Here is a 12,006-nt window from a genome sequence, read left to right as displayed (position 1 = left end):
ATTCGTGAGCCAGACTACGCCCGCCGTGCCCACCTTCCAGGACCTGATCCTCGCCCTGCAAAAATACTGGGCCGATCAGGGCTGCGTGGTGCTGCAGCCCTATGACATGGAAGTGGGCGCCGGCACCTTCCACACCGCCACCTTCCTCCGCGCCGTGGGCCCGGAAACCTGGAACGCGGCGTACGTACAACCCAGCCGCCGCCCTACCGACGGCCGCTACGGCGAGAACCCCAACCGCCTGCAGCACTACTACCAGTTCCAGGTGGTCCTGAAGCCCAACCCGGAGAACTTCCAGGAGCTGTACCTGGGCTCGCTGCAGGCCATCGGCATCGACCCGCTGGTCCACGACATCCGTTTCGTCGAGGACAACTGGGAATCGCCGACCCTCGGCGCCTGGGGCCTGGGCTGGGAAATCTGGCTGAACGGCATGGAAGTCACCCAGTTCACCTACTTCCAGCAGGTCGGCGGCATCGAGTGCTACCCGGTCACCGGTGAGATCACCTATGGCCTGGAACGCCTGGCCATGTACATCCAGGGCGTCGACTCGGTGTATGACCTGGTGTGGGCCGACGGTCCGTTCGGCAAGGTCACCTATGGCGACGTGTTCCACCAGAACGAAGTGGAACAGTCGACCTACAACTTCGAACACGCCAACGTCGAGAAGCTGTTCGAGCTGTTCGACTTCTACGAAAGCGAAGCCAACCGCCTGATCGAGCTGCAGCTGCCGCTGCCGACCTACGAGATGGTCCTCAAGGCCTCGCACACCTTCAACCTGCTGGACGCCCGCCGCGCCATCTCGGTGACCGAGCGTCAGCGCTACATCCTGCGCGTGCGCACCCTGGCCCGCGCCGTGGCGCAGAGTTACCTGCAGGCCCGCGCCCGCCTCGGCTTCCCGATGGCCACACCCGAACTGCGTGACGAAGTACTGGCCAAGCTGAAGGAGGCCGAATAATGAGCGCGAAGGATTTCCTCGTCGAACTGGGCACCGAAGAGCTGCCACCCAAGGCGCTGAAAAGCCTCGGTGAAGCCTTCCTGGCCGGCATCGAGAAGGGTCTCAAGGCCGCCGGCCTGACTTACGCCGCCGCGCGCTGCTACGCCGCGCCGCGCCGCCTGGCCGTGCAGATCGACCAGCTTGCCGTGCAGCAGCCCGACCGTACCGTGAACCTCGACGGCCCGCCGCTGCAGGCTGCCTTCGACGCCAGCGGCAACCCGACCCAGGCCGCCCTGGGCTTCGCCAAGAAGTGCGGCGTGGACTTGGAGCAGATCGACAAGAGCGGCCCGAAGCTCAAGTTCAGCCAGAGCATCCCCGGCCAGCCAGCCGTGAGCCTGCTGCCGGGCATCGTCGAAACCTCGCTGAACGAGCTGCCGATTCCCAAGCGCATGCGCTGGGCCGCTCGCCGCGAAGAGTTCGTGCGTCCGACCCAGTGGCTGGTGATGCTGTTCGGCGATGACGTCGTCGACTGCGAGATCCTCACCAAGAAAGCCGGTCGCGAATCCCGCGGCCATCGCTTCCACAATCCGGCTAACGTGCGCATCAGCGCTCCGGCCAACTACCTGGAAGACCTGCGCAGCGCCCACGTGCTGGCCGACTTCGCCGAGCGCCGCGAGATCATCGCCAAGCGTGTCGCCGAACTGGCGGCCGAGCAGAAGGGCAGCGCCATCGTCCCGGCCGACCTGCTGGACGAAGTGACCGCGCTGGTCGAGTGGCCGGTCCCGCTGGTGTGCTCCTTCGAGGAACGCTTCCTCGCCGTGCCGCAGGAAGCCCTGATCACCACCATGCAGGACAACCAGAAGTACTTCTGCCTGCTGGACGCCAACGGCAAGCTGCTGCCGCGCTTCATCACCGTGGCCAACATCGAGAGCAAGGCACCGGAGCACATCGTCTCCGGTAACGAGAAGGTCGTGCGTCCGCGCCTGACCGACGCCGAGTTCTTCTTCAAGCAGGACCAGAAGCAGCCGCTGGAAGCCTTCAACGCCCGCCTGAAGAACGTCGTGTTCCAGGCCCAGCTGGGCACCGTGTACGAGAAGGCCGAGCGCGTTTCCAGGCTGGCTGCCTACATCGCCGAGCGCATTGGCGGTGACGCGACCCACGCGGCGCGCGCCGGCATCCTCTCCAAGTGCGACCTGGCCACCGAAATGGTCGGCGAGTTCCCGGAGATGCAGGGCATCGCCGGTTACTACTACGCCACCGCCGGTGGCGAAGCCAAGGACGTCGCCCTGGCACTGAACGAGCAGTACATGCCTCGCGGTGCGGGCGCCGAGCTGCCGACCACCCTGACCGGTTCCGCCGTGGCCGTGGCCGACAAGCTCGACACCCTGGTCGGCATATTCGGTATCGGCATGCTGCCCACCGGTAGCAAGGACCCGTACGCCCTGCGCCGTGCCGCCTTGGGCGTGCTGCGCATCCTCATCGAGAAGCAGCTGGACCTGGACCTCGCCGACGCCATCGGCGTGGCCGTGGCCCAGTACGGCGAGAAGGTGAAGGCAGAAGGTCTGTCCGAGCAGGTGCAGGACTTCGTCTTCGACCGTCTGCGTGCCCGTTACGAAGACGAAGGCGTGGACGTTGCGGTGTACCAGGCCGTGCGTGCCCTCAAGCCGACCGCGCCGCTGGACTTCGACCAGCGCGTGCAGGCCGTGCAGGCCTTCCGCCAGCTGGTGGAAGCCGAGGCCTTGGCCGCCGCCAACAAGCGCGTATCGAACATTCTGGCCAAGGCCGAAGGCGAGGTCCCTGCCGCCGTCAACGCCAGTCTGTTCGCCGAGACCGCCGAGAAGGCCCTTGGCAGCGCCGTGGCGGCTGCCGAAGACGAAGTGGCTCCGTTGGCCGCGGCTCGCGACTATCGCGCAGCCCTGGCCCGTCTGGCGGCCCTGCGCGCGCCGGTCGATGCCTTCTTCGAAGAAGTGCTGGTCAACGCAGACGACAACGCCGTGAAGGCCAACCGTTACGCGCTGCTGTCCAAGCTGCGCGGGCTGTTCCTCGGCGTCGCCGACATCTCGCTGCTGGGCTGATGCCCGCCTGAAAGCCGGGAGTTCGCAACGGTTCGCCGTGGCGGACTCCCGGCTTTTTCATTTCCGACTTTGAAGCCTGTGAACTTTCCCAGCATGAAGCTACTGATCCTCGACCGCGACGGTGTCATCAACCAGGACTCCGACGCCTACATCAAATCCCTCGACGAGTGGATTCCGATTCCCGGCGCGATCACCGCCATTGCCCGCCTGAGCCGGGCCGGCTGGACCGTGGCCGTAGCCACCAACCAGTCCGGCATCGCCCGCGGCTATTACGACCTGGCGATTCTCGACAGCATGCACCAGCGCCTGCGCGAACTGGTGGCGGAGCAGGGCGGCGAACTCGGCGTTGTCGTCTATTGCCCCCATGGTCCCGACGAGGGCTGTGACTGCCGCAAGCCGAAACCCGGTATGCTGCTGCAGATTGCCCAGCACTACGGCGTGGCATTACGCGGTACCTGGTTCGTGGGTGACAGCCGGGGTGACCTGGACGCCGCGCTGGCCGTCGATTGTCAGCCAGTGTTGGTAAAGACCGGCAAAGGCGAGCGAACCCTGACCAAGCCGTTGCCCGAAGGCACGCTGGTATTCGACGATCTGGCGGCCGTAGCCGACCAACTTCTTTCCTGAGGACCCATCTCCCATGTCGATAGTGCAGGCCATCAGAACCGTTCTCTTCTACCTGCTGCTGTCGTCCAGCGCCTTCGTCTGGGGCACCCTCAGTCTGCTCATTGCGCCCTTCCTGCCGTACCGCGCGCGCTACCGTTTCATTGCCCAGGCCTGGTGCAAGTTCGCCGTCTGGCTCGCCAGCTGGGTGGTCGGCGTGCGCTACGAACTCAAGGGCGTGGAGAACATCCCCGACCAGCCCTGCGTGATCCTCGCCAAACACCAGAGCACCTGGGAGACCTTCTTCCTCACCGGCTACTTCGAGCCGCTGGCTCTGGTGCTCAAACGCGAGCTGCTGTTCGTGCCTTTTTTCGGCTGGGCCATGGCGCTGCTCAAGCCCATCGCCATCAACCGTGAACAACCCAAGGTTGCCCTCAAGCAGATCGCCAAGCAGGGCGATGAGTGCCTCAAGAAGGGCGCCTGGGTCCTGATCTTCCCGGAAGGAACCCGCGTTCCTACCGGCCAGATCGGCAAGTTCTCCCGCGGCGGCGCCTCCCTCGCGGTCAACGCCAACCTGCCGGTACTGCCAATCGCCCACAACGCCGGGCACTGCTGGCCGAAGAACGGCTGGGCGAAACACCCCGGCACCATCCAGGTGGTGATCGGCCCGGCGATGTACGCTGAAGGGGAGGGCGCACGCGCCATCACCGAGCTGAACCAGCGCGCCGAGAACTGGGTCATCCAGACACTGCGCGATATGGGCGAGCTGTCCGCAGACTCGGCGCCTCAGGCGGTGGCCGAAGCCTCCTGATACGTGCTTCAGGCAAAAAGAAAAGGGCCCCGAAGGGCCCTTTCTTTTTGCCTGGCTCTATCTGAACAGCATCAGACGTCCAGGTTGGAGACCGCCAGGGCATTGCTTTCGATGAAGTCGCGGCGGGGCTCCACCGCATCGCCCATCAGGGTGTTGAACAGCTGGTCGGCAGCGATGGCGTCCTCGATGGTCACCTTCAGCATGCGGCGCACGTTCGGGTCCATGGTGGTTTCCCACAGCTGATCCGGATTCATCTCGCCCAGACCTTTGTATCGCTGGATGCTGTGGCGCTTGGTGCCTTCGGTCATCAGCCAGTCCAGGGCTTCCTTGAAGCTGCTGACGTTCTTCTTGCGCTCGCCCTTCTGCACGTATGCACCTTCTTCCAACAGGCTGTTCAGCTTGCCACCCAGCTCGGTTACCGCGCGGTAATCGTTGCTGGCGAAGAAGTCGCGGTTGAAGGTGACGTAGTTCGACAGGCCGTGGGCGACCATTTCGACTTCCGGCAGCCACAGGTGACGTTCGCGGTCTTCACGCAGGCTGACCTTGTAGGTCAGGCCGGACTTCTCGACAGCCTTCAGGCGCGCCTGGAACTGCTCTATCCAGGCCTGCATGGTGGCCTCGTCACCCAGCTTATCGGCCTCGATACGCGGCAGATAGATGAAGTGCTCGGTCAGGTCCTGCGGATACAGACGGGACAGGCGGGAAAGGGTGCGCATGACACCGCGGTACTCGTTGACCAGCTTCTCCAGCGCTTCGCCGGACAGACCCGGAGCGCTTTCGTTGACGTGCACGCTGGCTTCCTCGAGGGCCGACTGGGTCATGTACTCTTCCATGGCCACGTCGTCCTTGATGTACTGCTCCTGCTTGCCACGCTTGACCTTGTACAGCGGCGGCTGGGCGATATAGATGTAGCCGCGCTCGACCAGCTCCGGCAGCTGACGGAAGAAGAAGGTCAGCAGCAGGGTACGGATGTGCGAACCGTCGACGTCAGCATCGGTCATGATGATGATGTTGTGGTAACGCAGCTTGTCGATGTTGTACTCCTCGCGACCGATACCGCAGCCCAACGCGGTGATCAGCGTGCCGACCTCCTGGGAGGACAGCATCTTGTCGAAGCGAGCTTTTTCGACGTTGAGGATCTTGCCCTTGAGCGGCAGGATCGCCTGGGTCTTGCGGTTACGGCCCTGCTTCGCAGAACCGCCCGCGGAGTCACCTTCCACTATGTACAGTTCGGAGAGGGCGGGGTCCTTCTCCTGGCAGTCGGCGAGCTTGCCCGGCAGGCCGGCGATGTCCAGCGCGCCCTTGCGGCGGGTCATCTCACGGGCCTTGCGCGCGGCCTCACGGGCGCGAGCGGCGTCGATCATCTTGCCGACCACGGCCTTGGCTTCGTTCGGGTTCTCCAGCAGGAAGTCGGCAAAGTACTTGCCCATTTCCTGTTCCACGGCGGTCTTCACCTCCGAGGAAACCAGCTTGTCCTTGGTCTGCGAGCTGAACTTCGGATCCGGCACCTTTACCGAAATGATGGCGGTCAGACCTTCGCGGGCGTCGTCGCCGGTGGTGGCGATCTTGAACTTCTTCGCCAGGCCTTCCTGCTCGATGTAGTTGTTCAGGTGACGGGTAAGGGCGGAGCGGAAGCCCGCCAGGTGGGTACCGCCGTCACGCTGGGGAATGTTGTTGGTGAAGCAGAGGATGTTCTCGTTGAAGCTGTCGTTCCACTGCAGGGCGACTTCCACGCCGACGCCGTCTTCTTCGCGCTGGCAGTTGAAGTGGAAAACCTGGTTCACCGCGGTCTTGTTGGTGTTCAGGTACTCGACGAACGCGCGCAGGCCACCCTCGTATTTGAACAGCTCTTCCTTGCCGGCACGCTCGTCACGCAGGACGATGCCGACGCCGGAGTTCAGGAAGGACAACTCACGGATCCGCTTGGCCAGGATGTCCCAGCTGAAGTGGATGTTGTGGAAGGTTTCCGGGGACGGCTTGAAATGCACCTCGGTGCCAGAACCATCGGTATCGCCGACCGGGCGCAGCGGGAACTGCGGTACGCCATGGTGATAAACCTGTTCCCAGACCTTGCCTTCGCGACGGATAGTCAGGCGCAGCTCGTGGGAAAGAGCGTTCACCACCGACACGCCCACGCCGTGCAGACCGCCGGAAACCTTGTAACTGTTGTCGTCGAACTTACCGCCGGCGTGAAGAACGGTCATGATGACCTCGGCCGCGGAAACCCCTTCTTCCTTGTGGATATCGACGGGAATGCCACGACCATTGTCGCGCACGGTGATGGATTCATCGGTGTGAATGGTGATGCTAATCTCGCTGCAGTAGCCCGCCAGCGCTTCGTCGATCGAGTTATCCACGACCTCGAAAACCATGTGGTGCAGGCCAGTGCCGTCGTCGGTATCACCGATGTACATGCCCGGACGCTTACGTACGGCATCCAACCCTTTCAGTACCTTGATACTGGAAGAGTCGTAGGTGTTCTCGCTCATTCTTCACTCCCGATGGTAGTGTCCTGAGAGACGCGCCCATGTTCCACGTGGAACATCGACACCGGCGTTTCCGTTTGCCAGCCGTCTTTCAATAAGTGCGGGTCGACGCAGGTGATGAATACCTGGCAACCCAGATCTTCGAGAAGCCGGCACAAAGACAACCGGTGCTTCTCATCCAGTTCGGAGGGGAGGTCATCCACCAGATAAACGCATTGGCCGCGCTTGGACTGGTTGATCAAATGCCCCTGGGCGATCCGCAAAGCGCAGACCACCAGTTTCTGTTGCCCGCGGGACAGAATCTCCGCGGCGTTGTGCCCTCCCAGGCGAATTCTCAGGTCCGCCCTTTGAGGCCCTGCCTGGGTGTGTCCCATCTGTTGATCACGCATCAGACTGGTCGACAACACTTCGCTCAGGTCACGATCCTTATCCCAGCCCCGGTAATAGCTGAGCGTCAGATCATCGATCTGGATCAACTCGGCCAGAGTCCGCTCAAACTGTGGCTTGAGAGCCTGGATATAGGACCGTCGATACGCATCGATTTCATCGCTAGCCGCACATAATTCGCGGTCCCAAGCGGCCTGCGAAGCACCGTCCAGTTTACCATGTCGAAGCCACGAGTTCCGCTGCCGCAGGGCCTTCTGCAACCTCTGCCAAGCAACCATGAAGCGTTGTTCCACGTGGAACACGCCCCAATCGAGGAACTGCCGGCGAATCTTCGGCGCGCCTTCCAGCAAGCGAAAACTATCCGGATTGATCAACTGGAGCGGTAGGGTTTCAGCAAGCTGAGCAGCGCTGCGTGCGTTCTGCCCGTCGATACGAATCTGGAATTCGCCATGACGATCACGTGAGACCCCCAGGCTGCTATCGAAGCCGTTACCCAGGCGTACCTGACCAAAAACGGTGCAGGCCGGTTCTTCGTACTGGATAACAGGCTGCAGGCGCATGCTGCGGAAGGAGCGGGCCAAGCCGAGCAGGTAGATGGCTTCCAGCACGCTGGTCTTGCCGCTGCCATTTTCGCCGTAGAGGATGTTGATGCGGGGGGAGGGGGAGAAGGTCACCGGGTGCAGGTTGCGCACCGCAGTGACCGAAAGGCGGGTAAGGGACATCGATACGCGTCAGAGGCGCATCGGCATGACGACGTAGGCAGAATCGTCGTTGTCCGCTTCCTGCAGCAGCGCACTGCTGTTGGAGTCGGAAAGGATCATGCGCACCTGCTCGGTACCCATGACACCCAGCACATCCAGCAGATAACTGACGTTGAAGCCGATTTCCAGGCTACCGCCGTTGTAGTCGACTTGTACTTCTTCTTCCGCCTCTTCCTGCTCCGGGTTGTTGGCCTGGATTTTCAGGAGGCCATTGGAGAGCTGCAAGCGAATACCGCGGTACTTTTCGTTGGACAGGATCGCAGTACGGCTGAACGCTTCGCGCAGCACCTGGCGATCGCCCAGCACCAGCTTGTCTCCGCCCTTGGGCAGTACGCGCTCGTAATCCGGGAACTTGCCGTCCACCAGCTTGGAGGTGAAGGTGAACTCGCCGGTGGTCGCACGGATGTGGTGCTGGCCGAGAACGATGGAAACTTCGCCGTCCTGTTCGGTGAGCAGGCGAGCCAGTTCCAGGATGCCTTTGCGCGGCACGATCACCTGGTGGCGATCCTGCGCTTCCGGCACGCCGTTGCTCAGCGAGCACATGGCCAGGCGGTGACCGTCGGTAGCGACAGCGCGAAGAGTACCGCCGCCGACTTCCAGCAGCATGCCGTTCAGGTAGTAGCGAACGTCCTGCTGCGCCATGGCGAAGCTGGTGCGATCAATCAGACGACGCAGCTTACTCTGCACCAGGCTGAAGGTCAGCGAGCCCGGGCCTTCTTCCACGGTGGGGAAGTCGTTGGCCGGCAGGGTGGACAGGGTGAAGCGGCTGCGTCCTGCCTTCACCAGCAGCTTCTGTTCGTCGACACGGATGTCGATCACGGCATCGCTGGGCAGGCTCTTGCAGATATCCATCAGCTTGCGTGCCGGTACGGTGATTTCGCCCGGCTCGGCAGCATCTTCAAGAGTGACGCGACCTACGAGCTCGACTTCAAGGTCGGTACCGGTCAGCGACAGTTGCTGGCCTTCCACGACCAGCAGGACGTTGGAAAGAACCGGCAGCGTCTGGCGGCGCTCGACGACGCCAGCGACCAGCTGCAGGGGTTTCAACAGAGCTTCGCGTTGAATGGTGAAATGCATGGTCTAGTCCCTTGCCTCGTGAGGCTGCGTCAGGTGGTCAGAGTACGCAGCAGGTTCTTGTAGTCCTCGCGGATATCCGCGTCGGATTCCTTGAGTTGAGCGATCTTACGACAGGCGTGCAGCACCGTGGTGTGATCCCGACCGCCGAAGGCCACGCCGATTTCCGGCAGGCTGTGGTTGGTCAGTTCCTTGGAGAGTGCCATGGCAACCTGGCGCGGACGGGCCACCGAGCGCGAGCGGCGCTTGGACAGCAGGTCGGCGATCTTGATCTTGTAGTACTCGGCGACGGTGCGCTGGATATTGTCGATGCTGACCAGTTTGTCCTGCAGGGCCAGCAGGTCCTTCAGCGACTCGCGGATCAGTTCGATGGTGATGGGCCGACCCATGAAATGGGAGTGGGCGATCACCCGCTTGAGCGCGCCTTCCAGTTCACGCACGTTGGAGCGGATGCGCTGGGCGATGAAGAACGCGGCGTCGTGCGGCAGCTCGACCTTCGCCTGTTCGGCCTTCTTCATCAGGATCGCCACGCGGGTTTCCAGCTCCGGCGGCTCCACCGCCACAGTCAAACCCCAGCCGAAGCGCGATTTCAGGCGCTCTTCCAGGCCTTCGATTTCCTTCGGGTAGCGGTCGCTGGTCAGGATGACCTGCTGGCCGCCTTCGAGAAGGGCGTTGAAGGTGTGGAAGAACTCTTCCTGGGAACGCTCCTTGCGCGCAAAGAACTGGATGTCGTCGATCAACAGCGCATCGACAGAGCGGTAGAAACGTTTGAATTCGTTGATGGCGTTGAGTTGCAGCGCTTTCACCATGTCGGCGACGAAACGCTCCGAATGCAGGTACACAACCTTGGCATTGGGGTTTTTCTTCAGCAGATGGTTGCCCACAGCATGCATCAGGTGTGTCTTGCCCAGGCCGACACCCCCATAAAGGAAGAGCGGGTTGTAACCGTGCTTGAGGTTGTCCGCCACCTGCCAGGCCGCTGCGCGGGCCAGCTGGTTGGATTTACCCTCGACGAAGTTCTCGAAGGTGAAGGTGCGGTTGAGATAGCTGGTGTGCTTGAGAGCACCTTCTACCTGGACATTGCGTTCGGTACGCACGGCAGCCGCCGGCATGGCCGCGGCCAACGGATCTATGCCGGGGCTGGACTCGTCCAGATCAGCAATGGCCTGAACCGGCGCGACCTGAATCGGCTGAGGCTCGGCAACCGACAGCATAACCGGCGCGGGAGCAGCAGGAGCAGGGGCCGTGACGGGCTGCGCGACCGGAGGTACGTTGATTTGCGGCGTCGGCACCAGGGCAGGGCGCGGCGTGCGGCTACGTCGGCTGCCAATCAGCAACGAAATCGCTGGAATCTGGCCATTGCCACGCTCGCCCAGCAATTCGAGCAGGCGCCCCATGTACTTCTCGTTGACCCAGTCGAGTACAAAGCGGTTGGGTGCGTAGACGCGCAACTCCTCACCCTCGGTCTCGACCTGCAGAGGCCGGATCCAGGTGTTGAATTGCTGGGACGGCAGCTCATCGCGCAGAAGCTCAACGCACTGCTGCCAAAGTTCTACGGACACGGATATCCCCCAAAAGAAGTCGCAAAGCGAAACAGGCGGCTATTGTATCCCCACCGGACCAACTTATCCACAGTTAAGCGCGCCGGGATGCAAGCAAAATCAAGGTGTTAATGATTTTACCGGCGGTCGGGTAATAGCGTCAGGAACCTTGTGGATAACAGCTTGATGGGGCAGGGGAATACCCTGGTGATGCTCCTGTGGAAAAAATCCCTGTGGAAAAAAACGCATTCCATACCCAGCTTTCCAACCGTCTCCACACAAGCACCGCACCCCTTTCCGACAGGGTTATCATTTGCTCCGGGCCTCCTGTTCAAAGGCCCAAACCGAGTTATGCACAGGTGTCCGCCGACCTAAACATAATCATTGCTTCAATCTCTTAAAGAGAAATTTCCTTCCTTTCTATAGATTTTGTATCCGGGTCTGGTTGGAAATTGACCTGACCGCCTGATTTCACTAGAATCGCCGGTCTCTTTAAACGGGGTCACTGCGACCTCATGTCGTCAAACCCAGGTACCGAATCATGAAACGTACTTTCCAACCCAGCACTCTCAAGCGCGCTCGCGTGCATGGCTTCCGCGCTCGTATGGCCACCAAGAACGGTCGTCAGGTTCTGTCGCGTCGTCGCGCCAAGGGCCGTAAGCGTCTGACCGTCTGATTTGTCTGACCCAGGTGGTGAGTCGAGATTTCAGCCGGGATAAACGTCTTCTGACAGCCCGGCAATTCACAGCAGTCTTCGACTCCCCCACCTCCAAGGTTCCCGGCAAGCACATCCTGCTGCTGGCGCGCGAAAACGGTCTCGATCACCCCCGCCTGGGCCTGGTGATCGGCAAGAAGAACGTCAAGCTCGCCGTCGAGCGCAACCGCCTCAAACGTCTTCTCCGTGAATCCTTCCGCCACAACCAGCAGAAGCTGGCTGGCCTGGATATCGTGGTGATCGCGCGCAAAGGCCTCGGCGATCTGGAGAATGAAGAATTGCATCAGCAGTTCGGCAAGCTCTGGAAACGCCTGTTGCGCAATCGGCCCAGCCCGGAACCTTCGACAGAATCTCCGGGAGTGGCCGACAGTTCCCATGCGTAGACTGGCGCTGTTGCTGATCCAGTTTTATCGCTACGCCATCAGTCCCATGATGGGCAGGCACTGTCGTTTCTACCCCAGCTGTTCCTGCTACGCGCAGGAAGCCATCGAAACCCATGGCTTCCTGCGTGGTGGCTGGCTGGCCGCTCGTCGCCTAGGCCGCTGCCACCCCTGGCATCCCGGTGGCTACGATCCGGTACCGCCAGATCCTTCCAAGCCCGCCCCTTCCTCGACGGCCGAGTAAC

Annotated in this window: 10 protein-coding genes and 1 pseudogene; 7 read left to right on the top strand and 4 right to left on the bottom strand. The window is 61.9% G+C overall.

Translation table 11 applies throughout. From position 1 onward, the window contains the following. Positions 1–4: 4 nt before the first annotated feature. The 4 genes from glyQ (at position 5) to C167_RS0113760 (ending at position 4,417) form a co-directional block, all read left to right on the top strand. Complete coding sequence (glyQ, locus tag C167_RS0113775) at positions 5–952, top strand: glycine--tRNA ligase subunit alpha (RefSeq protein WP_015474809.1); 948 nt, start codon at positions 5–7, stop codon at positions 950–952. Beyond that, on the top strand, positions 952–3,006 hold the full coding sequence (gene glyS, locus C167_RS0113770; protein ID WP_017518858.1) for a glycine--tRNA ligase subunit beta: 2,055 nt from the start codon (positions 952–954) through the stop codon (positions 3,004–3,006). The genes glyQ and glyS overlap by 1 nt, the downstream gene beginning before the upstream one ends. 93 nt (positions 3,007–3,099) lie before the next feature. Further along, on the top strand, positions 3,100–3,630 hold the full coding sequence (gmhB, locus tag C167_RS0113765; RefSeq protein ID WP_017518857.1) for a D-glycero-beta-D-manno-heptose 1,7-bisphosphate 7-phosphatase: 531 nt from the start codon (positions 3,100–3,102) through the stop codon (positions 3,628–3,630). Between the two features lie 13 nt (positions 3,631–3,643). Continuing rightward, positions 3,644–4,417 carry a lysophospholipid acyltransferase family protein gene (locus C167_RS0113760; protein ID WP_017518856.1) on the top strand — a complete coding sequence of 258 codons (774 nt, stop codon included), beginning with the start codon at positions 3,644–3,646 and terminating at the stop codon, positions 4,415–4,417. Positions 4,418–4,488: 71 nt separating this feature from the next. Here the strand turns inward: C167_RS0113760 and gyrB are convergent, their stop codons facing one another. From gyrB to dnaA, 4 genes and pseudogenes are all read right to left on the bottom strand, one after another. After that, positions 4,489–6,906, bottom strand: coding sequence for a DNA topoisomerase (ATP-hydrolyzing) subunit B (gene gyrB, locus C167_RS0113755; RefSeq protein ID WP_017518855.1), 2,418 nt, complete (start codon positions 6,904–6,906; stop codon positions 4,489–4,491). Positions 6,907–6,909: 3 nt separating this feature from the next. After that, positions 6,910–8,012: pseudogene (gene recF, locus C167_RS0113750) on the bottom strand (DNA replication/repair protein RecF). Positions 8,013–8,021: 9 nt separating this feature from the next. Further along, positions 8,022–9,128: a DNA polymerase III subunit beta gene (gene dnaN / locus C167_RS0113745; protein WP_017518853.1), complete on the bottom strand. Its 1,107-nt coding sequence runs from the start codon at positions 9,126–9,128 to the stop codon at positions 8,022–8,024. A 29-nt stretch (positions 9,129–9,157) separates the two neighbouring features. Next, positions 9,158–10,687 (bottom strand): chromosomal replication initiator protein DnaA, encoded by a 1,530-nt coding sequence (gene dnaA / locus C167_RS0113740; protein WP_017518852.1) that lies wholly within the window; start codon positions 10,685–10,687, stop codon positions 9,158–9,160. Positions 10,688–11,207: 520 nt separating this feature from the next. Here dnaA and rpmH point away from each other — a divergent pair. Genes rpmH through yidD form a run of 3 tightly spaced genes read left to right on the top strand, consistent with a single transcriptional unit; the run spans position 11,208 to position 12,005 of the window. Further along, positions 11,208–11,342 carry a 50S ribosomal protein L34 gene (rpmH, locus tag C167_RS33705; RefSeq protein ID WP_003100258.1) on the top strand — a complete coding sequence of 45 codons (135 nt, stop codon included), beginning with the start codon at positions 11,208–11,210 and terminating at the stop codon, positions 11,340–11,342. Positions 11,343–11,356: 14 nt separating this feature from the next. Next, positions 11,357–11,764 carry a ribonuclease P protein component gene (rnpA, locus tag C167_RS0113735; protein WP_026079029.1) on the top strand — a complete coding sequence of 136 codons (408 nt, stop codon included), beginning with the start codon at positions 11,357–11,359 and terminating at the stop codon, positions 11,762–11,764. Further along, a complete protein-coding gene (gene yidD, locus C167_RS0113730; RefSeq protein ID WP_015479779.1) occupies positions 11,757–12,005 on the top strand; it encodes a membrane protein insertion efficiency factor YidD in 249 nt (82 codons plus the stop codon). Before rnpA ends, yidD begins: the two co-directional genes overlap by 8 nt. Position 12,006 lies beyond the last annotated feature (1 nt).

The sequence above is a fragment of the Pseudomonas nitroreducens TX1 genome, from assembly GCF_000313755.1.
In the GTDB taxonomy this organism is placed as follows: domain Bacteria; phylum Pseudomonadota; class Gammaproteobacteria; order Pseudomonadales; family Pseudomonadaceae; genus Pseudomonas; species Pseudomonas nitroreducens_A.
Note: the sequence above shows the minus strand (reverse complement) of the source record. Positions and strands in the feature narration are given on the sequence as shown.

Excerpts from the sequence above, each read along its gene's own strand:
- glyS (WP_017518858.1), top strand. The coding sequence starts at position 952 with ATGAGCGCGAAGGATTTCCTCGTCGAACTGGGCACCGAAGAGCTGCCA.
- gmhB (WP_017518857.1), top strand. The coding sequence starts at position 3,100 with ATGAAGCTACTGATCCTCGACCGCGACGGTGTCATCAACCAGGACTCC.
- C167_RS0113760 (WP_017518856.1), top strand. The coding sequence starts at position 3,644 with ATGTCGATAGTGCAGGCCATCAGAACCGTTCTCTTCTACCTGCTGCTG.
- gyrB (WP_017518855.1), bottom strand. The coding sequence starts at position 6,906 with ATGAGCGAGAACACCTACGACTCTTCCAGTATCAAGGTACTGAAAGGG.
- dnaN (WP_017518853.1), bottom strand. The coding sequence starts at position 9,128 with ATGCATTTCACCATTCAACGCGAAGCTCTGTTGAAACCCCTGCAGCTG.
- rpmH (WP_003100258.1), top strand. The coding sequence starts at position 11,208 with ATGAAACGTACTTTCCAACCCAGCACTCTCAAGCGCGCTCGCGTGCAT.
- yidD (WP_015479779.1), top strand. The coding sequence starts at position 11,757 with ATGCGTAGACTGGCGCTGTTGCTGATCCAGTTTTATCGCTACGCCATC.